Raw genomic sequence first — 23,976 nt, forward strand, 5'->3', positions numbered from 1 at the left:
TAACCTAAATAGACATCCTCACTGGAGACAAATCCTATGACTAATTCCGTTACACACGCCGAAGTCTTGGTTCTGGGCGGCGGCCCCGGCGGCTATACCGCAGCGTTTCGCGCTGCCGATTTGGGTAAACAAGTGGTATTGGTCGAACGCTATCCAGTTCTGGGTGGTGTTTGCTTAAATGTCGGCTGCATTCCCTCCAAAGCTCTGCTCCACACAGCGCAAGTGATTCATGAAGCGGAAGCGATGGCCGAACACGGCGTCAGCTTCGGCAAGCCAAACATTGACCTGGACCAAATTCGTGGCTGGAAACAAAGCGTCAGCCAAAGCCTGAATCAAGGCTTGGGCAAACTGGCCAAGCAACGTAAAGTCACTGTAATCCATGGCGTGGGTAAATTTGCCACCGCCAACAGCTTAACGGTGACCAGCGAGGCCGGCGTGCAAACCGTCACCTTCGACAATGCCATCATCGCCGCCGGCTCGCAACCGACCAAAATCCCCGGTTTTCCGCACGACGATCCTCGGGTTTGGGATTCCACCGACGCACTGGAGTTGAAATCAGTACCGGAAAAATTATTGATCGTCGGCGGCGGTATTATCGGCCTGGAAATGGCAACTGTTTACCATGCTCTGGGTTCGAAAATCAGTGTCGTGGAATTGATGGATCAGATTATCCCCGGCTGCGACAAAGATTTGGTCACGCCGCTGCAGCGTAAAATCAAAAAGCAATACGATAATTTGTGGCTGAAAACCAGTGTCAAGGCTATGGAGCCCACGGATGCTGGTATCAAGGTCACCATGGAAGGCAAGGATGCACCTGAATCGGAGGTTTTTGATGCGGTATTGGTGGCAGTCGGTCGCCGTCCCAACGGCAAACTGATCGACGCCGATAAGGCGGGTGTCAATGTTGATGAGCGTGGCTTCATCCCGGTGGACAAGCAAGGCCGTACCAATGTCAGCAATATTTTTGCGATCGGCGACATCGTCGGCAATCCGATGCTGGCCCACAAAGCCACGCACGAAGGCAAAATCGCCGCCGAAGTCATTGCCGGGCACAAAGCCGGTTTCGATGCGCTAACCATTCCTTCGGTCGCTTACACCGATCCGGAAGTAGCATGGATGGGCCTAACCGAAACCCAGGCGCAACAGCAAGGCGTGGAATTCAACAAAGCCGTATTCCCTTGGGCCGCCAGTGGCCGATCTTTGGCACTGGGCCGTAGCGAAGGTATTACTAAAATTCTGACCGACAAAACTACCGGCCGTATTCTCGGCGCCGGCTTTACCGGGCCAGGTGCGGGCGAATTAGTGGCAGAAGCTGTGTTGGCTTTGGAAATGGGCGCGGACGCTACCGACATCAGCCTCAGCATCCATCCGCATCCAACCTTATCGGAAACCTTTGCGTTTGCGGCGGAAATGATAGAGGGGACGATTACCGACCTGTATGTAAAGAAATAGTGCTTATTTTGCTAAACGCAAAATTCGTGAGTGGGTTAAACGGCAGCCTGCCATTTTTTGGTGAGAACGCCGACATCATATAGAAGGAACAGCGAGTGGAAAAATTTGTCTTTGGGGCTGGCGAAGATGACAGAAAAAGGTTGCTGAATTTCGTTGATGCTCTGCAGCAGTTTTTAGAGAAGGTGATAAATAACGGCGAGTATTTTCAGCCGAAATTTCGCGACGATTATAAAAAAGCCTGGATGGAGCTTAACCCAAACTTTTCGGCGCTAAAAGACGGCTTGCAACGTGCGGAAACCCACACCTTGTTAGCGCAAGGCTTATTGGGAACCCAGCTAAATCTAAAGCTCGCCGTCATCAATCATTTTTTAGGCGAATTTTTGCTGTACGGAATAGAAATTATCGGCGGCCACAAACTGCTTGAAAGACTTTTAGGTGTTGTCAGCAAATTACTGGCAAACATGGCAACCGCAGTGGGCACCGGCTTAGCCATTCAGAGCTTCGTAGATTTTCTTGTTGCCATGATCAAGGAAGACAGCTAGTGATTGTTCGCTTAGGCAATGCCTAAGCGAACGAAACTCGAACGACTAAAACGCTATTCAAGCGGCTTTCTTAACTTCTACGCCTCTAGCCAACAAGCCATCTCGACCTTTCTCCGCCAAAGCCAGGATTTGATAAGCCAAATCTTCGGCGATATTCAATTGCTTTAAAGAGGCGGCCAAATGCTCCATCACGATGTCGTAATGGAAATCGTCAGGACCGAGCTTGATCAAAAAACTATGAGCCGGCGTTAACAACGTGATGCTTCTTATCTCTTGCCCGCCAACGATATCCAGCAGGAAGGCAAAATCGTTGCCGGTAACCAAACTCGGTTTGGCGTTGGTGCGGGCAAACGCTGCCGTAAAATACCCATCCAATGCCTCTAATACTCTCTCATCGTCACTATTTAAGCTATTGAAGTAAGCTTTCAAATAGGCTTTTAGCGCATCAGCCTGCTCAGCAGCCGGGCGGGTAAAGAAGAAGCGGTTAATCCGATAGTCGTCCAGCATTTTTGCATAAAACACATCGATTATTTTACCCATCAGGACGTGGTCGCTGAGAGCGGCGCGCAAGGCATGGATCTGAGGTGCTACAGTTGCGTTCATACTTTTCTCCGGATGATAGTTTTAACATGCATCCTGAGCTTTCCAGTCACGGTGTTTTTGTCAACCTTTTAACCGGATTAACACTATACAAAAGCCATACACGTAACTTTGCAAATACTAACCAGCTGACAAAGCGCCTAAAGCCCAAACGGCACTATTTTTTCGGCACATAGCCTTCCGGCAGCTCGAAACCACCGGCAAACAAAAATTTCTCGCGCTCGGCTTCCAATATTTTTTTCGCGGCCGGATCGAAACTGGACAGCCGCTGCTCGTTAATTATCATGGTTTGCATCGCTAACCAGTCCTTCCAGGCCTGTTTCGATACATGTTCGAAAATGCGTTGGCCGTTTACACCCGGAAACGGTGGCGCATCCAGACCCTCAGCCTCAACGCCCAGTTTTACGCATTTAATCACTCTCGTCATTTTGATCCTCTGTGACATGTTGTTGCAGCAGACGCTTGATCGGCGCCGGCATACCTAAAGTATTAATCTCGGCGGTTTTATACCAAACCGCCCGCTCGCCTTCCATCACATTGTTTATAGGGTTTTCCAATTTCGCCAGGAACGGTGTGTAGTCCAAATGATAATGCGAGAAACTGTGTCGCTGGTCAGCCAAAGTTTGTGAGGCATGGATTCGGTAATTGCGTTGCAGGCACCAGTCTTGCAAAGCCTGGGGATCGGCAAACTCCGGCAGACTCCATAGCCCGCCCCAAATGCCGGTCGGTGGCCGCCTTTCCAATAAAACCCGGTTTTCCTTGTCTAGCAACAGCAAAAAATATAGTTGTTTTACCGGTACATTCTTGCGAGGCTTGGAGCCTGGCAACTGTTTTACTAAGCCCAACTGCCTGGCCTGACAACCTTCTGCAACTGGGCAGATCTCGCATAGAGGTTTACTGCGGGTGCAGAGCGTGGCCCCTAAATCCATCATCGCCTGGGTGTAGTCGCCGGTTCTTTGCGTCGGCGTATAGCGCTGACTAATTTGCCAAAGCTGCGCAGCCACTTTATTGTCACCTGGCCAGCCATGCACGGCATGAAACCGCGCCAACACGCGCTTGACGTTGCCGTCCAATATGGGCTGGCTTTGCCCGCAAGCGATGCTGAGTATCGCCCCCGCAGTGGAGCGGCCGATACCGGGCAAGGCACTGAGTTCTGCGACGGTTTGCGGGAATACGCCGGCATTGCCGGCAACGATTTGCGCGGTTTTGTAAAGATTTCTGGCGCGCGCATAATAGCCAAGCCCGGACCAGTGCTGTAAGACTTCGTCCAGTTCTGCGCTCGCCAGGCTTTGTACCGTCGGAAATCTGGCGACGAAGCGATTGAAATATGCAATCACGCTGACTACTTGCGTTTGCTGCAACATAATCTCCGACACCCACACTCGATAAGGATTAATGTCCAGTTGCCATGGCAAATCCTTGCGGCCATGGCTATCAAACCAATTAAAGAGCTTTTGTTGGAATTGTTCGGGGGACATGTCGCTTGGGGGAAGGGAAAAATCAATTAGGCATAGCCACCGAATAGTACCGTAAAGGATTTAGATAAGGCAAAAGCCGTTTTGCGCCTGTGATATCCGAACCGGAAATATCCAGACAATGCTTGAGTACTCTGCCAGGTTGTTTAGCAAGGAAGGTTATCCACTTTTTTGTGTGATATTCTCTATTTAAGGAATCAAGCCCGTCCAACGAGCTAAATGATTGGTCAAATTCAGTCCCCTACAAACAGGAGTTGCAATGCTTATGTTTTCTCTGATTTCCTCATCTAGCAACGCATGGCAGCGGGCCGCCCAGCTATTCATTACCATTGCCAGCATCCTGACAATAGGCCAGCTAATTACACTAGTACCGGTAATGACGGAATTGGAAGTGGCCGGCGTATTCAAGGCCGCGGCCGTAGTCTGGTTTTTCGCCAGGCTGGCAGCATTAATCTTGTTTTATTTTTTTGCCGGCTACGTGATAGAGGCCATTCCCAACAGCGGCGGTGCGTTGTCATTTGCCAGAGGTATTGCGGAGCCGTTAACCGCTCTGTTGATTTTGATTACCATACAGGCGTTGTTCTGGGAGTTATTGGCGCCATTCGTCGATAGCTTGGGAAGAACGATTTACCATAGTAGCGCGATCATTCTAATCGTAAGCGTCAGTATTTGGTTGGTGTTCAGGGCGTATAGCCATGCGACTTATCTGGTTGATACCATTACCAAGCTGGTTAAAATGTTATCAAGGCTTCTCCCCCAGCAAAACCCGGCCTGTCAGCAATCCGGTGCCGACATTACCGCAAATACTCATTTTTGTAATGCCTGCGGACATAAAACCCAATCATCCAATACATGTCCCGCATGCGAAGCGAAGGTTTCGGTTGATCAACAATATTGCCAAAATTGCGGATCTAAGCTTGGCAGTACAACAGTTTCGGACAGCTGAGGAAAGCTAGATCTCCAGCTGAAGTCGCGATGCTAATTCAATAGCTTAACCACACTGCAAAAACCGCCGTTGAGTTTATAGGCTCCAAGCCGCCATGGTCAGCACAATTGGCGGCTACCTGTTCCAACTTATTTCATACCAAACGCAATAGACTTATGAACCAGCCCGCACTAGCGGCAAGGCTGGTACCAAATTAAATTTGCCAGCTTTTTGAGTTGTGGCAGATCACTCGGAAAGGCGCTTGGCTACTCGCTGATAAGCTTCCTTCAACTCCTCTCCAACGATTTTGGCCTTGGCGATGTACTCTTCGGAAGTCTCTATCGATTCGTCGGCAATTTCAGCGGCTTTACTTTTAATCTGCAACCACTGTTTTTCCGCTTCTGCAAATTCGTCCTTGGCATCCATTGAAGCCAGATGCAACTTCAGTTGCAGTTCCTCGCGAACCGAATCCAGATTAACGAGCAAACTTTCAAATTCGTTTTTTAATGACATGCCCCACCTCTTTGCTTGATTAAAATTACAAAGACCTTTCGACCATTGCGGACAATTAAAGTTTAGTCTGCTGAATGCTTTGCTAGAAGCTTTTAAAAGCAATCCAGTGCGTTGAAATGAAACGGGGGGATGAACGAAAGTGGAAACCGCGTTTGATTTCCACTCTATCTAACAAAAAAGCTGTAGGTACCAATTGGCAACTACGGCTTAATCTTTAAACGATGGTTACTTCTTCGGCTTGTGGGCCTTTAGGGCCGCGGCCCAATTTGAACTGTACATGCTGGCCTTCGTCCAGCGTTCTGTAGCTGTTGTTTGGGTTCAGAATGTTTTTGAAATGTACGAAAACGTCAGGGCCTTGTTTTTGTTCGATAAAGCCGAAGCCTTTGTCTGCGTTAAACCATTTTACGACGCCAGTTGTCATTGTAGACATAATAAGTCCTATTAAAATTTAGATAATGCCTTAGCTAAAGTAAGGCGGGTCACGCTGGTAAATGTGGAAATTACTTAATGAAAAACTAGGACGAAGGACTACTGAAGAGACATCGAGCTGGTAGACAAAGGGTAAATCGTATTTTCTAGCTGACTTGCATTCTAGGCTGATTCGACTGATTGTCAATTTAAATCGTAAAATCCAATATTTAGATACTTCAGGACTTATCTTCGCTATTCGGCAATTTGCGGGATTCCTCACGCTCAGCATAAACCTTTAACTACCAATGAATGCTTCATTAAAGCGATGCATCAGACGGCAATATTTGTTTGATGTTGGCGCGGCGATTTTGTTTTTCGGGGCGCTAACCCAGCAAGCTGAATTAAGACAAGCCGCGACTATTGCCGTTAGCGAACTAGCGGCGCGAGGCTACAAGATACCTAGCGAGGATGATCCGGTGCGGGTGTTCCCCGCGTTGACCAGTGGAGCGTTCAGCGGCCGCCATGCCGGCGGCTGGCGGCCAGGCAGTATTTATCTGCGGCAACAACCGCAAGGCGGGCTGAGCGAGGCGGTATATCTGCGTCACGAACTATTTCACGAAGCCAGTCATCGCAGCTGTGGCGGCCGCTTACCGGCTTGGGCTGAAGAAGCGGGGGCGATGTATTTTAGCGGCGAATCGGCGAGCCTAACACCTGGAGACTGGCCCGGCTCGCTTGAACTGCAAGGCATCAAGAACCGGGTGAGGCAAGGCGCCGAATTAGATAGCAATGATCGCGAGGTATTGGCCCGAATGTTGGTTAACGCCGGCTGGCCAAGCGAACCGTGTGCCGTGTCGGCAAAATTAAATGAAATGCTTGGTCAGGCATTTGATGATGCGGGGGATAGCTCCTTTCTGTTGATGAGCCTGCTGTCCGGGCGGATATTGGTAAGCGGCGGCGACCAAGTCAGCCGCTTACCCCCGGGTTCCTTGTTGAAAATTCCCTATGCGGCGGCATTGGCGCAAGCCGATCCGGATTTGCTAGGTACAGAACTGGCGGCGAGCGATACCGAAAAGCTTTTGCGGCGCCGCGAGCAATTTCAAGGCGAACGTTATCGTCTGTTATTGTCGCCCATTAAAGACCAAAAACTTCCGGCGCAAACTGAACCATCGGACCTGCAGACCTGGCGATCTTACCTGGGCGAACGTAACGCCGACGGCGATTTTGCTTTACAGACCAACTTGCCCGAACTGGCACTAACAATGCGGGCGGCCTTGCTATCGAAGCCGGAATATTTTCGCGGCCTGAGTCAAAACGGTATCCTGCCCAACTCCACCTTGGCGGGGCAACGCGAAACCGATAAAAAATTGTTGCGCCAACTTCAAGTTCTAGCAAAAACCGGCACGGTATCGACTGTTGACGGCCACCCCTTGGCAGGCCACTTAATGCTAGCCTGGCCAGCTACGCACCCGGTATTTCTGGCGATATTTCGGCAACGCCGCGTCAGTGGCGCAGCAATATTAAGCAAAGCTGCCGCCTTCCTAAGCACTTGGCAACGCGACTATCCCAGCCGCTTTGCGGCAGTTAGGGTTAGTTTGTTAACGCCTACCGATCCAGATAGCTGGAGTGCGGAGCCGGACTGTCCGTTAGTGGCTAACCAACACGGGCGCTTTACGGTTTGCGGGCAAATCAGGATCGTTTCCAGCGCACGGGGCAGCCGATCCGAGCGGGTGGTGAAAGGTGTTCTACGACAAACTGATGAACACGGAGTAACCGTGCTGGAAACTGATGTCGACAGCTATGTCGATGGCGTATTGGCTGCCGAGGCCCAAAATTTAGCAGGCAGTGCACGCGACGCGATGCGGGCCGTGATTGCCTGGAACGGCAGTCACGGCAGCCATAGGCACAATGAATCAAGCTCACTTTGCGACACCACGCATTGCATGGTCTATCTCGGCGAGTCGCCTGAGGACAAGCCGCGACGCAGCAGCCACACGGATATTGCGTTACTGACGCTTTTGGACCAACTGGCGGCCAAATCCGGATTGAACTGGTTGCCGTTTGCCAACGGCGGTGATCAGCACTGGCAACGGCAGCTCTCAAGCGCCGAGCTAAGCCGGGCATTTGCGGAAAATCAAATTCTGGATATTCGCCGCGAACGGCGCAAAGACGGCGAGTTGTTTATCCGCTTATTTTATCCGACCAGCGAAGAGCTGCTCAGTTGCGAGATTTTTCGTAATACCCTGAAGCTACCTTCTTGCCCTGACTCGGTAATAGCTGCCGATGGTCAAATCTGGCAATTTGCAGGCATAGGCGCCGGGCACGGCCTGGGTTTATCCATCGCCAGAGCTCAGGCTTTGGAGGAGGGCGGTCGAACGGCGGAACAGATTTTGCGGGATGCTTACGGATCAAGCCGTTAGGTCAGGCGCTTCAGCCAGACCTAACGTATTATGCCGCCGAGTTCGATCAAGTGATGACGTCAGGCTCGGTTCTGCCGGTACGTTTTTTGACCTCGCACAACTGCTCGGCAATCTCTATTAATTCCGCCAGCGCGACTTGGGCATCCTGATCGTGCTTGCTGACATCACGCTCGTAGCGTTCCAAATAAATACGCAAAGTAGCGCCGACCGTGCCCGTACCGGACAGCCGGAACACGATGCGCGAGCCGTTCACAAAACCGATACGGATGCCTTGGTTGCTGCTGACACTGCCATCGACCGGATCGGTGTAACTGAACTCGTCGGCAAATTTGACTTCGTAATCACCCCAGCTTTTACCAGGCAAGCTGCTTAACTGGCTACGCAAATGCGCGACAATGCCGTTGGCGATCTCCGAATCGACCGCTTCGTAATCGTGGCGACAATAAATGTCGCGGCCGTATTTTTGCCAGTGTTCATGGACAATGTCTTCCACCGATTCGCGTTTGCGCGCGATTAAATTCAACCAAAACAACACAGCCCACAAGCCGTCTTTTTCACGGACATGATTGGAGCCGGAGCCGAAGCTTTCTTCGCCGCAGATAGTAATTTTGTCGGCATCGAGCAGGTTGCCGAAAAATTTCCAGCCGGTTGGGGTTTCGTAGCATGGCAGACTCAGTTTCTCGGCGACGCGGTCTACCGCCTGACTGGTCGGCATCGAACGCGCCACGCCGCTAATGCCTTTGGCATAGGCCGGGATCAGCTTGGCGTTGGCGGCCATGATCGCCAAGCTGTCGCTGGGAGTAACAAATATGTTCGCGCCCATGACCATATTGCGGTCGCCATCGCCATCTGACGCGGCACCAAAAGTAGGCGCATCGGCACCGAACATGATGTCACAAAGTTCGTGGGCATGGGCCATATTCGGGTCTGGATGGCCGCCGCCGAAGTCTTCCAGCGGCACGGCATTAAATACCGAGCCAGGTGCTGCGCCCAACGTGTCTTCCAGAATATGCTTGGCGTAAGGCCCAGTGATGGCATGCATCGCATCGAAACGTAAGGTGATAAAGCCGTTATGGATGCTTTGTTTGAGCAGGTCGAAATCGAATATCTTGGCCATTAATTCAGCGTAATCGGCTACCGAATCGATAATTCGAATTTTCACGCCACCTTTCTCGACTTCACCGATAAGGTCTAAATCTATATCGCCGAAACGGGCTTTTTTGTAGCCGGTGATGGTTTTGGTATTCTCGTACAGTTTGTCGGTAAATTTTTCCGGAGCCGGGCCGCCGTTGCCGACGTTGTACTTGATCCCAAAATCTTCTTCAGGACCACCTGGATTGTGACTAGCTGATAGAACAATACCTCCGAAAGCATTGTATTTCCTAATAATATTTGATGCGGCAGGGGTGGACAACAAGCCGCCTTGGCCTATAATGAGCTCACCGAAACCGTTGGCTGCGGCCATCTTGATGATGATCTGAATGGCCTTGCGGTTAAAGTAGCGGCCGTCACCGCCAATCACCAGGGTTTTGCCCTGAAAATCCTCCAGACTGTCGAAGATGGATTGGACGAAATTCTCCAGATATTTGGGTTGCTGGAAGACTTTGACTTTTTTGCGTAAGCCCGATGTGCCGGGTTTTTGATCATCGTAGGGAGTCGTTTTGGTGATTGTTGTTGTCATATGCTACCCTTTGTAATACCTCGTTTCGAAAGGGTTAAATTACACCAAAACTTTGATTATTTACAGATTGCCATGATAAAGAAAAAATTATTAGGTGTTTTGATTGTGATGGGCTGTACCGTATCGGCACGCAGTTTCGCTGACCAGGATGTTTGGTTGCTGGTGGATACACAGACGCAAAGCATGGAAGTCAGGAAGGGCGACAAGACAGTTGCCGTGCTGGAAAATATCGCTATTGGCCGCAATGGCGCCGGCGAAAAGAATCATCGCGGCGATGACATCACGCCGCTCGGTAACTATCGGATCGGCTGGATCAACGAAAGAAGCGCTTTCCGTAAATTCTTCGGTCTAACCTACCCCAATGTAGACAATGCCGATAATGCCTTGAAAAAAGGCAAAATCGATCTCGACACTTACGAAGCTATTGCCAGAGCGCATTCTGCCGGACAAATTCCGCCGCAAAATACCGATCTCGGTGGGCAAATCGGTATTCATGGTTTGGGCAGCGGTAGTCTGTCCATCCACAGATCCATGAATTGGACACACGGATGTATCGCGTTGACTAATGATCAAATTGATCAGTTAAGTCAATGGGTAGAAAAAGGGACACTCGTAACGGTGAAATAATGTTGGTAAAATCCAAAAAAATGTTGGACAATTACCACCGTTTTTCATTTATTATTTTTTGAAACCACAATCAAGGGGAAAACCATGATGAGAGCTATTACATTATCAGCAGTTGTTGCAATTGCAGCTTTGGCAACCGGTTGCGCAAGCACTTCAGACCTGGAAGCTTTGGACGCAAGAGTTGGCACTTTGGAAGGCAAAGTTGCTACTGCATCTGCTGACGCTGCTTCTGCTAAAGCCGCTGCTGCTGAAGCTGCTGCAAAAGCTGCTGCTGCTGAAGCTGCTGCTAACCGTGCTGCTCAATATGCTCAAGACACCAACAGCAAATTGGACCGTATGTTCAAAAAATCACAACACAAATAAGCATTATTGCTGTTGTTGATTTTAAAAAGCCCGTGAGCCGCAAGGCCACGGGCTTTTTTGTTGCCTCTATTTTGCTGCCGGAGCAGCTTGGCCTTGCACGACAGGAGGCGTCTGGGTAGGACGCTCATAAATAGCCACCGGAATACCCGTCGCTTTTTCTACTGCCGCTTTTAAAACAGAACCTTTGATTACCGGCATTTGCCCACCGTTGGCTTGCTCTATCAAATTCAATGCCGTATGCAAGCGCTGTTCATAAGTAGCCGGCGTTTCTTCCATTTCCGGATAGACCTCCATATACAACGTGTCGTGATACCAGCCCACCTTAATGGATTGATTAACAATATTGACCTGAGTACCAACCTTGACCATCGGAAAAAACTGCTCGATGTCGGCCGGATACATTCGAATGCAGCCGTGACTTACCCGCATGCCGACACCGTTGGTTTTGTTGGTGCTGTGAATCAGATAGCCTGGTATGCCAAGTTTAAACGCAAACAGACCCAGCGGGTTATCGGGGCCGGGTGGATAATAAGGTTCCAATACATCACCATCGGCCAAGTGCTCGGCAATGATCGATTTTGGCGGAGTCCAAGAAGGATTTTCGGTTTTACCGGCTATATGGGTTTTACCTAGCGGTGTTTTCCAGTTGTCTTCCCGGCCGATGCCGATCGCATAGGTTACGACCCTGCTAGAATCCGGAAAATAATAAATACGCATTTCCGGCAGATTGATCACGATCCCTTGGCGCGGCGCATTGGGCAGTATAAAGCTACTGGGAATCCGCACCTGCGTGCCTTCGCGCGGCAACCAACGGTCAACATGGGGATTGGCCAGCACGATTTCGTCCTGACCCAGTCGGAAGTTGACGGCGATGTCAATCAGCGTGTCTTCCTGCTTGGCCGCGACATATTTGACCTCATGCGGCGGATTGCCTATCAAACTGTCACCCGGCCTATCCGGTGCCGGCAGCGTCAGTGCCGACGCCGCCGTACTGGCTGTCAGCAGCAAACTGAATAACAAACGGGTTTTCATTAGGCGTTACCTTCAGCAGTAAATAATTCAAGCAGACGCGGCAAAAACTGAGCAAGTTCCGCCGTCATAATAGAAAAATCGGCATCAAACTGCTCGACTTCGTCGAATGCCTCAATATCCGCGGCTTGCTCCTGGATAAGATCAAGAAACTTTAGCCGCTTGACCGCCAAGTTCTCATCCAACACAAACGAAATGCGTTCGGCCCAGCTCATTGCCAGCTTAATCACTTGCTTGCCGCTATCCAGATGATTCTTGATTTCCGGCAAGGCCAAGTCGTGACGCTTGCAACGAATAATCGAGCCTTCTTCTTCCGGCGAACGCAACTCGCACTCGTCTTCGATCAAAATATCTTTCGGCGAGATGTTGTCGATCAACCATTGCGTCATCACGCCAGCCGGTTTGGCGGTAGCGGTGAGCGGTACGATAGGCAAGGAACCGAGACATTTACGCAATTGGCTGAGCATGTCTTCGGCTTTTTTAGCCGATGCCGCATCCACAACCAACCAGCCGCCTTGACTATCGATATAAGCATAGGTTTTGCGGGAAAACGAAAACGCCCGCGGCAACAGTTCGAATATCAATTCGTCCTTAATCCGACTACGCTCTTTCGCCGGCAATTTGCGGGCTTCGCGCTCTTCGATTTCATTGATTCGCTCTTGCAGCATTTCGTTGATCACCGATGCCGGCACCACTTTTTCTTCTTTTTTGCCGCATAGCATCAAGAAGCCGTTATTGGCATGCACCAGCGCATCCGAAGCTCTACCCAGTGGCGAGGTCCAGCCGAAACTAAACTCGTCGTGACTGCCACAGGAACGAAACGGCTGTTGTTGCAGTTTTTGCTCCAAAGCAACAGCATCCAAAGTAAATGGCTCGGTAAAACGGTAGACTGCAAGATTTTTAAACCACATGAAATGACTCTTTTTTAAAAACCGGCCATTATCGCAAATTTACGCACACCATATAAGCCAGCCCATTTAAAGACTCGCCAAAAAACACATTTTGGCCGCAAATTTGCTTGGCGCGCAAACAAGTTATGCACATTAAACGGTTTGCAGCAAGATCATAAAACGCTTGACAAAATAACTCGTTGAAATACAAAGCATCATTTGTAAATCATTGATTATTATTAACTAATGATAGTGACCTAATAATATACAACTTGACCGCAGCCCAGAGCTACCGGGGACCAGCAAAGGCTTTCGACATTTAATACACAGAGTTATCCACAGCTTCTGTGAATAACTGAATTTACCCAGCCGCAATAATCGCTTAGCGACAAATCCAGACAAACGACTTTTAATGTGTCGCAGCAAGCAATGTCTTATTGCGTGGCAAGGTTTGCTAGAATGCCGCATAGTAAAGTCCCTCACTCACAACAAAGCGGTCGCATCATGCTGTCAACCTGGGAAAACTTGATACTCGGCGCCCTGGCGCTGCTGCTTTTGTTCTGGATGCAGCCCGGCATCAAAGCCGCAATCGCGCGCAGCAAACAAACACCCTCCGATTGGCCCAGCGTTATTGTGCCCCTGTTGATGGTAGTGATGTTCGTGCTTTTCTTAATAGCAATGGTTTGACATGAACGACGAAGATTACCAAGAAGAATTCGAAGAAGAAGATTATTACGACGAAACCCATTACGAGGAGGACGACGGCGAAAGCGACGAAGAAGAAGTCGAACATTACGCGATACGCCCCAACAAAACCCGCATCAAAAAAGAAATAGCCGAAGTATTTGCGATGGCTGAAGAAATTTGTGCTCTATCCCCTGCGCATATCGCCGAATTCGAATTGCCCGAGAGCATAGAACAAGCCATGCGCGATGCCGGCAAAATGGGGCAAAACTCCGCCAGAAAGCGCTTGTTGAAATACATCACCGCGCAGCTCAGAAAGCTGGATACCGCCGCGATTCATGAAAAATTGGCGCGGATGAAAAACCGTAGCGCCCATGCGGTCAGAGAACATCATCAGGCCGAACGCTGGCGCGATTTGTTGCTGGCAGCCAATGGCAATCAGCAACTGACCCAATTTATGGAAGAATTTCCGGGCGCGGATAGCCAACATTTGCGCCAATTGCAGCGCAACGCGCAAAAAGAAGCCAAGGAAGCCAAACCGCCTAAGTCGGCGCGCTTGTTATACAAATACCTGAAAGAACTGATTGCCGATGCATCCGGCCTGCCGCTCTCTGACGAGGACGCGCAGGATAATCAGGATGCCGAGGATTAACACGCGATCAATTCCCCAATACCCGCATCTGGCCCAAGATCCAGCTTTGGCGTTTATGTACATAAGCGCTGGGCTGATCGGCTTTTAGCAATATTGGGTTCGGCAATGTCGCCGCCAACAGCGCAGCCTGATTGGCAGATAACTGCTGGGCGGAAATACCGAAATAACGGCGACTGGCCGCTTCTATACCAAATAAATGATCGCCGAACTCGGCAATATTCAAATACATTTCCAGAATCCGCTGCTTATCCCAGATCGCCTCGATCAACAACGTAAACCAAATCTCCAACGCCTTGCGGCCGAAGTTTTTAGCCGGGCTTAAAAACAAATTCTTCGCGACTTGCTGGCTGATCGTACTGGCCCCACGCAGTTTACCGCCGCGCAAATATTGGTTAAAAGCCTTGGTGATGGCGTCAACATCAAAGCCGTTATGCTGATAAAACAATTGATCTTCGGACGCGACCACCGCAGCAAAGGCGTGCGGCGAAATATGCCGGCGACTGACCCAGCGCTGATCAATGCCTCTATAGTGTCGGCCTTCGACCAGGTCGTCAACATGCTGATGCAGCATGAATGCCGACGTCGGCGCGGGCAGGTACCGCAAAACGCCTACCAGCAGCAGCGAACTGATTACAAAAAACAACGCCGCATAAACCAGTCCGCGCTTGCAACGTTGCGGTAAAGAAAGCGCCGTTTTGGGTTGACGCCAAAATTGGCGATAGCGGGCCGGATGACGGAAATGCTTCACGAGCGACTCGAGCGTTGTGACTGAGATGTTTATTATCCATGATTGAACACGGAATTGACTAACTGCAGCTTTTGCGGGAAATGCCGCAAAGTAAAGCCATTATTGCGGCAAATAACATAGAAACTAATAGAGTAGCCGTCTACGTTAGCGAACCCCCCTGAATCACGCAGCCTTTAGGGTTTGGCATGGATATTGTTATATAAAGATCGGTGTCAAGGATGTTTAAGTTCTCTCCCCCGTGAACATGGAAAACAAGACGCCAAGGATACCTGGATAAAAGCGCGGAAAACCGCTTTTATCCGGGCAGGGATGACGAAGCCCTCTATACCTCCTGCCTGCTCAATAATCAGTAAAAATTCAAATCGAGTTGGCGATGAGCCGCAAGACTGAGTTGTCCATACGCCCATCCTCTATCCCAAATAAAGCTCTCGCACGGGGATATTCACACGAGGATATTCAAAAGGGGCTAATGGCACCGCTTTATCAGCAGCACCATCAACCCGTATTGAATTAATATTCCAATTTCAAAGATCCCATGGCGGAAATAGGGGCGCCAACGTTGGCGGTAGGCAACCAAGAAGTTGAGCCGGTGTAGTATTCCTTATCCAGCAGATTATAGACATTGACTTGCGCGGTCAGACGGGTTTTACCTATAGGTTGCACGTAGGCCATCATGGCGTCCAGCCGGGTATAGCCTGGCAATTGATAGGTATTGGTGTTGTCGCCTTCGCGTTTGCCGACGACCACACCGCCGAGACCAGCCTTGAAGTGCTCAGTGAATTGATAAGTACCCCACAGACTGGCTTGATGCTCAGGCACATTCAACAACCGATTGCCCTGCAAGCCGCTGTAATCCTTGGTATACCTTGCATCGGTGTAAGCGTAGGTCGTCACCAGGCTGAATTCATCGGTAATCTGGCCTTTGATATCCACTTCAATGCCCTGACTACGCGCCTCGCCGATAGTTTTTTGATCGGTGGGGTCCGGCGTGCTCAAGTCGAAAGTCATCAGATTATTTTTAGTTAAATGATAATACGCCACTGTTGACGACAGGCGTTTATCGAAAAACTCGGTTTTGAAACCGATTTCATACTGCTCGGCGGCTTGCGGTGCAAAATTGCCGCCGGTAGCGGAACGGCCGTTATTCGTACCGAATGATTCAACGTAATTGCCATATACAGACAACCAATCCCAAGGCTGGTAAACGATACCTACCCGCGGACTGAATTTATCTTCGTGCTGCATGCTGAATCCAGCCTTGGTTTCATCCCAGGAGGTACCGCCGTAGCCGCCGTAACCTGCCATATCGTAACGCCCGCCGCCCATGATGTGCAGCTTATCCCACAAGGTAATTTGGTCTTGAAAATACACCCCATACCAATCGTCGCGCGAGCGCCAAAACCAATTGGCGGGCTCGGCGCGCAGAGCCGCCATGTCGAAATTGCCGTATTGGGGATTGTTGATATCGAATGTCGGTATGGTGCCGTAACTAAAGTTATTGTCCGGCGCATCCTGATTAAAAAAGAACCAATCGCCCCCCACTAAAACATTATGTTTGAGGCCGAAAGTTTGAAACTTTCCGGTGAGATCCAGGCTGGTTGAGTAAGAGCGGCGGTTACTGGTGCCGAGGATGCCAAATCGATCCAGAGTATGCCCATCCGCGTTAATTTTACTATTAGGCGCAACGCCGCCGAATACGATGTCGGTCTCGTCCCACTGAAATTTATGCCTTAGCCCCCAGTCATCATTGAATTTGAAGCTCCAATCCGCATAAACCAGCGTAGTGTCTTGGCTGGGTTTGATGGCCGGATCGCCGGTAAATAAGGATCTGCGGTTTGTAACAGGCCGATTGCCCGATACCGGCACGCCATAATCTTCCGTGTAATTTTCATGGCGTTTCTCTATTTCGACATTGGCTTCGAAGCGGTCGTTGGGCCGCCAAGTCAATTTCGGCGCAATAAATACCCGCTCGTGATCAACAAAATCTCTGAAAGAATTGCCTTCGTCGTAAGCGGCATTAAATCGGTACAACAGGGTTTTATCCTTATCCAGCGGCCCGGTTGCATCCACCGTGGTACGAAATTCACTGAAGGAGCCAAATTGCTGCTGCAAGGAATAGTAAGGCACATCCAACGCCTTTTTGGTCACATAATTAACCATACCGCCGGGTTGCAACCTTCCATAAAGCACGGATGCCGGACCTTTCAATACCTCGAGCTGTTCGATATTCGCCGGATCGAACTTGCCCATCGAGCGCCTGAAACCATTGCGGTACATTTGATCGTCGGAAGCAAAGCCGCGAATAATGAAGCTTTCGTACATATCCGCCGTACCGTAAGCCCGTTGCACCCCACTGACGTTTTGCGTCAAGGCGTCTTCGATGCGGATCGCTTGCTGATCGTTCATGATCGATTTGGGCACAACCTGGATAGATACCGGGGTGTCCATAATCGCAATATCGGTTTTGGTCGCTGTTGATGCATTCGGCACCGCATAGAACTGGCTGAAAGGGTCGTTAGGATCATATACCTTTTTACCCACCACATTCACCGCCGGCAAGGCCGTAGGGTCCTGTTTGTAATTCAGAGACTGTCTTTCGATCACTATATTGCCGTTCTCGGCGATGCGGTAACTCAATCCGCTGTCTGCCAGCAACCGTTGCAACGCGGCTTCCGGGGTGTAATGGCCGCTAAGGCCCTTGCTTTGCAGACCCTCGGTGATTGCCGTGTCGTAGACCAGTTGCAAGCCGCCGGATTCCGCCAAGCGATTCAGCGCGGTAGACAGAGAGCCTGCGGGGATACTGAAAGCCCGACTGACACTATCTGCCGCCGCGGTACCGGAAACCGCCAACACAGCCCCCAATACCAGTGCCGAAGCATGTCCAAACAGGCCGCCGCTAAATGTTTGTTTCAACGCCATGAATTTCCCTCGCTGTTGTTAAATAATGACTATCGTTGTTTTGACGCACGACAGGCAGAAAACAGGAGGTGAGGCACAAAAATTCATGGCAACTAATTGGCTGCTGCTGACATTGCAGGCCCCGACTCATCGAACGCTTTTCTCGGCATTTCGCTAAGCCGCTAATCAGTCCCCCTATTTTGCTTTCCGGTATCATACCGGCCACCATCAAAAAATAGGTTATATGCCGCGCCAGATGCGCCATATAACCTATTCAACACCGGTTAAATGTGTGCGGGTAGCGCGCATGCGAACCACCGATCTTTGCTCCAATCCAGCAATATCAGGATATTCGGCGCCTTGGCCGGCATTTGAATCATTACTGGCACGAATCAGGCATGGGACGGAGCTTCTGAAACCACTGAAACCCAGCCCTGCCTCATGACCCCGGACATCAGCTCGCTGTATCGACTGCATTGCAAGGAGCTGCTGCACCATTTGCTGCGGATAGTCAAATGCCCGGAAACCGCGGAAGATTTGCTGCAAGAAAGCTATCTGATCTTGGCCCGCACCGCCAACGATACCTCCATAGACCACCCGCGCGGATTTTTATACCGCACCGCCAGCAATCTGGCGATGGATCACCTGCGCCACCATAAAGTCGTCGAGCGTCATCAGGAAGCGACGCGGCATCTGGATGAGCCGCAACTGGCCGGAGTGGAAGCCGAATTAGCGGATCAGCAATGGCGCACCCTGTTGCAACAAACCATCTACGAGTTACCGCCGCGCTGCCGCGATGCATTTATCTTGCATAAAATTCATGGATTGAGTTATCGGGAGGTAGCTAGCGTTTTGGGTATTTCCGAGAGCGCCGTCGAGAAACACATTATTAAAGGCTTGATGTATTGCCGCAAACAGCTAGGCAGTCATTTCGGCCGCCCCTATCGGACCGACTGAGGTTTTTGCCGCCTTAACCGTCGTACCGATATTCCCCAGGCATACGCCTAGCCCAGCGCCTTATAATGCAGCCATGACCGAAAACCAACCACCCGCAGACTCTGATAAGCCCGATGCCATTAGCGAGCAGGCGATAATGTGGTTTGTCCGGCTGCGTGCCGAGTCGGTAACGGTAGACGAACGCCGGCTATTTCAAATCTGGCACCAAGCCGACCCTGCTCACCGCGAGGCCTATGCCGAAATCACTGCATTTTGGGAGGATGCCGATTTCCACGCCACGCTGGACGCCGCCACGCTGTCGCCACAGATTTCGCTGAATAGTAAACCAGCCAACAGCCCAAGGCGGCGTTTAGATATCGCCCCCGACGCCAAACCGTTGTTAGCCGCAGCCGCCTGCCTAGTCATCGCCGCGCTTATTTATCAGCCGGCATTAAGCTGCTGGCAGGCCGACTACTGCACCGCCGTCGGCGAAATAAAAACCGTACAGCTCAGCGACGGCAGCCAAGTCACTTTAAACTCCGGTACCGCGCTTAACGTTAACATGCGTAATGGCCGGCGCCATGTCCAGCTAGCCCGGGGCGAGGCATTTTTTGAGGTGCAACACGACTCTCAACATCCTTTTCAAGTGGATGGCCGCTACAGCAACACACGGGTATTGGGTACACGTTTCGTGGTTAAGGAAGACGCCGACAGCGACACGGTCAGCGTGGTGAATGGGGTGGTGGAAGTCAGCCGGGATCGGCAAAATCCGGCCACCTTGAACGCCAATGACAGCATGGAGGTCAGCGCTCGCCACCAAGGCGAAATCCGCCACCAGCCCGCCGACAATGCCACGGCATGGTTAAAAGGCAGCGTCTCGTTCGATAATGTGCCGCTCAAGAAGGTGATTGCGGAAATTGGCCGCTATCGGCGCGGTAGCCTGATAATCCGCAATCAGGTATTGCAGGACATGAAAGTCAGCGGCCGTTTCGATATTCGCGACACCGATAAAACCCTGGAGTCGTTACAACAAACCCTGCCAATCCGGATTTACCGATTTACACCGTGGCTGGTGGTGATCGCTTGAGCATCACAAAGCTTATTGCCTAGCCAAATCGCCCGACAAAGCTCGCCGCCATTCAGCCATATCTTCTTAGCTTCAAAAAATAGTTTTACCGTCAAGCTGAGGGAAAACGCATTTCGCCCGTCTCCATTGCAACCCCAATCTTTCGGGGGATCAATTCATTCGCTAAGGGAGAATCTAATGGCATCTTATCCGTTCCGCAAAGCCCACCGCAAAGGCAAGCCGACCCAATATAATCGTTGGCCTTTGTCGCTGACAATCGCCGCTGTGCTCGGCACACCTGCCGTCATTGCCGCCGAACAAAACATCGCTTTCGACATCCCCGCACAAAGCTTAAGCGGCGCATTAAATGCCTTTGCCGACGCCGCCAACATACAGCTTAGTTATCCGGCGGAAATGACGGCGGGCTTGAAATCGCCCGGTGTCAGCGGCCAATTGACGGCCCGGCAAGCCTTACAAAAACTGCTGGCCGGCACCGGCGTAGTAGCCGGTGCCACCAGTAACGGCACCATTACCCTGCAAAAAGCGCCGGACTCGCACAACGATGTTTCAACCTTGTCGGCGGTCACCGTGTCTGGCAATCGCACTCGCAGCACCGCCGCCGATCCTTACAGCAAGGACTATGCGGTGACAAAATCCTTCGCTGCCACTAAAACGGACACGCCGTTGATGGAGAACCCCACATCCGTGCAAGTGGTGTCGCGAGCGGTGATGGACGACCAAAAAACCACCAAGGTGAAGGACGCTTTGGAAAACGTTAGCGGCGTGCGCGCCAATCCGTCCCTGGGTGGCGGTACCGGTTTCATTATTCGCGGCTTTCGTAACGGCAACGTTTACCGTAATGGCTTGATGGCCAGCGAGGCTTTCTTTGGCGACTTCGACGCCGCCAACCTGGAAAACATCGAAGTAATCAAAGGCCCGGCACAACTTTACGGCCGCACCGAACCCGGCGGCATGATCAATCTCACCACCAAACGCGGCCTGGATACGGCGTACTACTCGCTGGAACAGCAGTTTGGCAACTACGACCACTACCGGACCCAATGGGACGCCGGCGGGCCGCTGACCAGCGACAAATCGCTGGTATATCGTTTTTCCGGCGCTTACCAAAGCAACGGTTCGTTTCGTGACTTTGTGTCGGTGGACCGGATGGTGTTCAACCCCAGCATCACTTGGCGGCCCAGCGATGACACCGATGTGACCGTTGATATTGAGGGCACTGATAAAACCGCGCCGGCCGACTTTGGGATTCCGTTTATCGGCAATCGCCCGGCGCCGATTCCGATCAGCCGCAACCTGGGCGATCCGAATACACCGAACGGCGAGCAATCCGGCGTCAAAGTCGGCAGCGAAATTAACCACCGTTTTAACGACGACTGGGCGATACACAATCGTTTCCTGGCCAGCTTGGCGGAAGGCAATACCACCTTCGTCAATCCGGGCCCGGCCTTTAATGCCGCGGCGGCGCTGAATCAAACCACCGGCTTGATGCAGCGCAACATCTTTCAACAGTTTACCGATCAGGAGCATTACGCCACCAATCTGGATTTGACCGGTAAATTCAAGACGGGTGACATTTTGCATGAGGTTCTGGTGGGATTTGATTACTACCGGACTTATAACAATTACAATGTCAACGGCCGCTGGCAAGTAGCGAACCCAGCGCTGGCTATCAATATATACAATCCGGAGCCCAGCTACGGCATTCCACAATCCACCTTTGATACCGCATTTTTGACATCCAACACCTTCGGTAGCGCGACCAATAGCGGGGTTGGCAACCACGCCAGAATCTACAACAACTGGTATGGCACTTACTTTCAGGACCAGATCACGCTGTGGGACAAACTGCACATCATGGGCGGCGGCCGTTACGACTGGACTGAAACCGGGCGCGGCAACGGCTTTGACTTCGCCACCGCCGAGAGCCGTATTAACCAGTTCAAACGTGAGGACCAAGGCTTCAGCCCCAAAGTCGGCATCCTTTATGAGGCCATGGACGAACTCAGTCTTTACGGCAACTGGACCACTTCGTTGGGCGCTAACAACGCTCCAGCCGCTGATGGCCGCAGTTTTGATCCGCAGATCGGCGAACAATTCGAAGTGGGCTTGAAAACCCAATTGTTCGACCAACGGCTATTGGCAACCTTGGCGTATTTCCATCTGGAAAAAGACAATATTCTGGTTGCCAATAATGCAACCCCCGATCCTTTCGACCGTATCGCCAACCTGCAACGCAGCCAAGGCATTGAGTTGGACGCCACCGGGTATTTGACCGACAAATTCAGTTTGATCGGCAGCTATGCGTTTACTGATGCGAGGATCATCAAGGACTACAGCGGCGGCACTCAGGGCAATCGAATGAGCAACGTGCCGGAGCATTCCGGTAGCCTGTGGCTGCGTTACGACATGAATGGCTACGCCGCCAAGGACGGTTTGAGCGCGGGTTTTGGCGGTGTTGCTGCCGGCCAACGCGAGGGAGACAATACCAACACTTTCCAAATGCCGGGCTATGTGCGGCTGGACGCTTTTTTGGCGTATAAGCAAAAAGTCGGCGGTTCCCGCATCACCGCCCAGTTCAACATCCGCAATTTGCTGGACAAGGAATATTACGAATCCACCGATCCCGATTCCAACGTTGCGCCGGCCCTGGGCGTGTATCCCGGTGCGCCGCTGACGGCTATCGGCTCGATTCGGGTGGAATATTGAGGTAAATTGCCCACCTGTCCGCCACCGTCGAGAACCATCATGCGCCACGCCAAATTGATTACAAACACCCTTGCCGGCCTGTTGCTGTTTGCCGGCATCAGCCAATCGCTATTGGCCAAACCGCTGCCGTTCCGCGAATTGGACATGCCGGTGGCCGGTTTCAGCCAGCAGCACCATTTGGCTAAAACCGCCGATGAGCATTTGATTGTCAGCTGGGTGGAAACCGACGCCGAAACCAGTACCGCCAAGTTTGCGATACTGGAAGAAGGGGGCTGGAGCATCCCGCTCACCGTCGTCCAAGTGAAAGGCAAGCTGGCCGATCCGCCGGTGGTGATCGGCTTGAGCGACGGTAGCCTGGCGGCGGCCTGGATGCCTTATCGGCAAGGTGCTACTGATCGTTATGCGGCGGACATCTTACTGGCACGTTCTATCGACGGTGGATTGAGTTGGAGTCCGGCGTTAAAACCATACGGCGACGCGGCACGAATTTATGACGCACAAATGTCTTTGGCCGCGCTTCCCGATGCACGGCTGGCGCTGGTCTGGACCGACATGCGCCACGCCAGCCACGACCCGGCGGCGGATAAGAAAACCAACCGCTATCAACTGATGGCAAGCGTCATCGACAAAAACTGGCAAGCCAGCCCGGAGATCGTGCTGGATGACGATGTCTGCTCCTGCTGCCGCAGCTATACCGACGCACAAGGCGAGCAACTGGTCACGGTCTACCGTGATCATGCCGCCGGGGAAATTCGCGACATAAGCGCGGTGCGCTGGCAGGCTGGCGGCAATCCGCAAATCGCTAACGTTCATGCGGACGGCTGGGTGATCGGCGGTTGCCCCAGTAATGGGCCATCCATTGATCTGACTCCCTCAGCCGGTGTGGCGGCTTGGTTCACTGCCGCCGACGGCAAAGGCCGGGTGAAATTGGCTTTCTCCACTGACCAAGGCGCGCATTTTAATTCGCCTATAGAGCTGGATGCCGACGCCAGCGGCTATATCAACGCCTTACTGCTGGATGACGGCTCGGCCTTGGTCAGCTGGCGCGGCCGCAATGGTCCCGACGATGAGCTAAGGATTGCCAAAGTGACCAGCAAGGGCAAAGTCAGCCGGCAAACTACCGTATATCGCGGCAGCTTCCCGAAATGGCCCAGCAAATACCTGGCGCTGGCCCGCGTCGGCAAGCAAGCTTTTGTGGCCTGGACCGATCCGCTTCAGAAGAAAGTACGCCTGGTCAGTTTATCCCTCGACTAAACAAGCCCCTAAAAGAGCAGATTGGTCTTGAGATATCTCGTCCCGAGCCCTTCGCCAGCATTCCCAAACGCGGGATATGACACAGT

At 51.6% G+C, this 23,976-nt stretch carries 22 protein-coding genes; 12 read left to right on the plus strand and 10 right to left on the minus strand.

Annotation, left to right across the window (positions count from 1 at the left end):
* The first annotated feature begins 36 nt into the window (after positions 1–36).
* Entirely contained in the window at positions 37–1,452 is a 1,416-nt protein-coding gene (gene lpdA, locus ACR02O_RS01680; RefSeq protein ID WP_494522668.1) for a dihydrolipoyl dehydrogenase, read from the plus strand.
* A 95-nt stretch (positions 1,453–1,547) separates the two neighbouring features.
* On the plus strand, positions 1,548–1,994 hold the full coding sequence (locus ACR02O_RS01685; protein ID WP_494522669.1) for a hypothetical protein: 447 nt from the start codon (positions 1,548–1,550) through the stop codon (positions 1,992–1,994).
* Positions 1,995–2,051: 57 nt separating this feature from the next.
* On the opposite strand, the gene ACR02O_RS01690 is transcribed toward ACR02O_RS01685, so the two are convergent.
* From ACR02O_RS01690 to mutY, 3 genes are all read right to left on the minus strand, one after another.
* The gene (locus ACR02O_RS01690) at positions 2,052–2,597 is read right to left on the minus strand and encodes a globin family protein (RefSeq protein WP_494522670.1); all 546 of its coding nucleotides are present in this window, start codon (positions 2,595–2,597) and stop codon (positions 2,052–2,054) included.
* Positions 2,598–2,751: 154 nt separating this feature from the next.
* Positions 2,752–3,021 (minus strand): oxidative damage protection protein, encoded by a 270-nt coding sequence (locus ACR02O_RS01695; protein WP_494522671.1) that lies wholly within the window; start codon positions 3,019–3,021, stop codon positions 2,752–2,754.
* Positions 3,005–4,072, minus strand: a complete 1,068-nt coding sequence (gene mutY, locus ACR02O_RS01700) for an A/G-specific adenine glycosylase (protein WP_494522672.1) — start codon at positions 4,070–4,072, stop codon at positions 3,005–3,007. The genes ACR02O_RS01695 and mutY overlap by 17 nt, the downstream gene beginning before the upstream one ends.
* Before the next feature lie 256 nt (positions 4,073–4,328).
* Between mutY and ACR02O_RS01705 the strand changes: the two genes are divergently transcribed.
* Positions 4,329–5,015: a zinc ribbon domain-containing protein gene (locus ACR02O_RS01705; protein WP_494522673.1), complete on the plus strand. Its 687-nt coding sequence runs from the start codon at positions 4,329–4,331 to the stop codon at positions 5,013–5,015.
* 225 nt (positions 5,016–5,240) lie between these two features.
* Here ACR02O_RS01705 and ACR02O_RS01710 read toward each other — a convergent pair whose 3' ends face one another.
* Positions 5,241–5,507, minus strand: a complete 267-nt coding sequence (locus ACR02O_RS01710; RefSeq protein WP_020484270.1) for a hypothetical protein — start codon at positions 5,505–5,507, stop codon at positions 5,241–5,243.
* A gap of 214 nt (positions 5,508–5,721) precedes the next feature.
* Complete coding sequence (locus ACR02O_RS01715) at positions 5,722–5,928, minus strand: cold-shock protein (protein WP_033158255.1); 207 nt, start codon at positions 5,926–5,928, stop codon at positions 5,722–5,724.
* A 295-nt stretch (positions 5,929–6,223) separates the two neighbouring features.
* Here ACR02O_RS01715 and ACR02O_RS01720 point away from each other — a divergent pair, with 295 nt between their 5' ends.
* Positions 6,224–8,335: a hypothetical protein gene (locus ACR02O_RS01720; protein ID WP_494522674.1), complete on the plus strand. Its 2,112-nt coding sequence runs from the start codon at positions 6,224–6,226 to the stop codon at positions 8,333–8,335.
* A gap of 46 nt (positions 8,336–8,381) precedes the next feature.
* Here the strand turns inward: ACR02O_RS01720 and ACR02O_RS01725 are convergent, their stop codons facing one another.
* The gene (locus ACR02O_RS01725) at positions 8,382–10,016 is read right to left on the minus strand and encodes an alpha-D-glucose phosphate-specific phosphoglucomutase (RefSeq protein ID WP_494522675.1); all 1,635 of its coding nucleotides are present in this window, start codon (positions 10,014–10,016) and stop codon (positions 8,382–8,384) included.
* A 72-nt stretch (positions 10,017–10,088) separates the two neighbouring features.
* On the opposite strand from ACR02O_RS01725, the gene ACR02O_RS01730 reads away from it, so the two are divergent.
* Positions 10,089–10,643 (plus strand): L,D-transpeptidase family protein, encoded by a 555-nt coding sequence (locus ACR02O_RS01730; RefSeq protein WP_033158317.1) that lies wholly within the window; start codon positions 10,089–10,091, stop codon positions 10,641–10,643.
* A gap of 84 nt (positions 10,644–10,727) precedes the next feature.
* Positions 10,728–11,006, plus strand: coding sequence for an Lpp/OprI family alanine-zipper lipoprotein (locus ACR02O_RS01735; RefSeq protein WP_165385904.1), 279 nt, complete (start codon positions 10,728–10,730; stop codon positions 11,004–11,006).
* A gap of 66 nt (positions 11,007–11,072) precedes the next feature.
* Here the strand turns inward: ACR02O_RS01735 and ACR02O_RS01740 are convergent, their stop codons facing one another.
* Complete coding sequence (locus tag ACR02O_RS01740) at positions 11,073–12,038, minus strand: L,D-transpeptidase family protein (RefSeq protein WP_205451741.1); 966 nt, start codon at positions 12,036–12,038, stop codon at positions 11,073–11,075.
* A complete protein-coding gene (rdgC, locus tag ACR02O_RS01745; protein WP_458138644.1) occupies positions 12,038–12,946 on the minus strand; it encodes a recombination-associated protein RdgC in 909 nt (302 codons plus the stop codon). The genes ACR02O_RS01740 and rdgC overlap by 1 nt, the downstream gene beginning before the upstream one ends.
* Positions 12,947–13,384: 438 nt before the next feature.
* Between rdgC and ACR02O_RS01750 the strand changes: the two genes are divergently transcribed.
* Together ACR02O_RS01750 and yjgA are read left to right on the plus strand one after the other, a co-directional pair.
* Positions 13,385–13,612 (plus strand): hypothetical protein, encoded by a 228-nt coding sequence (locus ACR02O_RS01750; RefSeq protein ID WP_458138645.1) that lies wholly within the window; start codon positions 13,385–13,387, stop codon positions 13,610–13,612.
* Position 13,613: 1 nt separating this feature from the next.
* Complete coding sequence (gene yjgA, locus ACR02O_RS01755; protein ID WP_494522676.1) at positions 13,614–14,261, plus strand: ribosome biogenesis factor YjgA; 648 nt, start codon at positions 13,614–13,616, stop codon at positions 14,259–14,261.
* Positions 14,262–14,268: 7 nt separating this feature from the next.
* Here yjgA and mtgA read toward each other — a convergent pair whose 3' ends face one another.
* Positions 14,269–15,009 carry a monofunctional biosynthetic peptidoglycan transglycosylase gene (mtgA, locus tag ACR02O_RS01760; RefSeq protein WP_458138647.1) on the minus strand — a complete coding sequence of 247 codons (741 nt, stop codon included), beginning with the start codon at positions 15,007–15,009 and terminating at the stop codon, positions 14,269–14,271.
* 510 nt (positions 15,010–15,519) lie between these two features.
* Positions 15,520–17,928 carry a TonB-dependent siderophore receptor gene (locus ACR02O_RS01765; protein ID WP_494522677.1) on the minus strand — a complete coding sequence of 803 codons (2,409 nt, stop codon included), beginning with the start codon at positions 17,926–17,928 and terminating at the stop codon, positions 15,520–15,522.
* 420 nt (positions 17,929–18,348) lie between these two features.
* Here ACR02O_RS01765 and ACR02O_RS01770 point away from each other — a divergent pair, with 420 nt between their 5' ends.
* The 4 genes from ACR02O_RS01770 (at position 18,349) to ACR02O_RS01785 (ending at position 23,890) form a co-directional block, all read left to right on the plus strand.
* Positions 18,349–18,864: an RNA polymerase sigma factor gene (locus ACR02O_RS01770; RefSeq protein ID WP_494522678.1), complete on the plus strand. Its 516-nt coding sequence runs from the start codon at positions 18,349–18,351 to the stop codon at positions 18,862–18,864.
* 73 nt (positions 18,865–18,937) lie between these two features.
* On the plus strand, positions 18,938–19,930 hold the full coding sequence (locus ACR02O_RS01775; RefSeq protein WP_494522679.1) for a FecR family protein: 993 nt from the start codon (positions 18,938–18,940) through the stop codon (positions 19,928–19,930).
* Between the two features lie 177 nt (positions 19,931–20,107).
* Complete coding sequence (locus tag ACR02O_RS01780; protein WP_494522680.1) at positions 20,108–22,636, plus strand: TonB-dependent siderophore receptor; 2,529 nt, start codon at positions 20,108–20,110, stop codon at positions 22,634–22,636.
* Between the two features lie 39 nt (positions 22,637–22,675).
* Positions 22,676–23,890: an exo-alpha-sialidase gene (locus ACR02O_RS01785; RefSeq protein WP_415879610.1), complete on the plus strand. Its 1,215-nt coding sequence runs from the start codon at positions 22,676–22,678 to the stop codon at positions 23,888–23,890.
* Positions 23,891–23,976 lie beyond the last annotated feature (86 nt).

This window comes from Methylomonas sp. PHL2-19, from assembly GCF_059331595.1.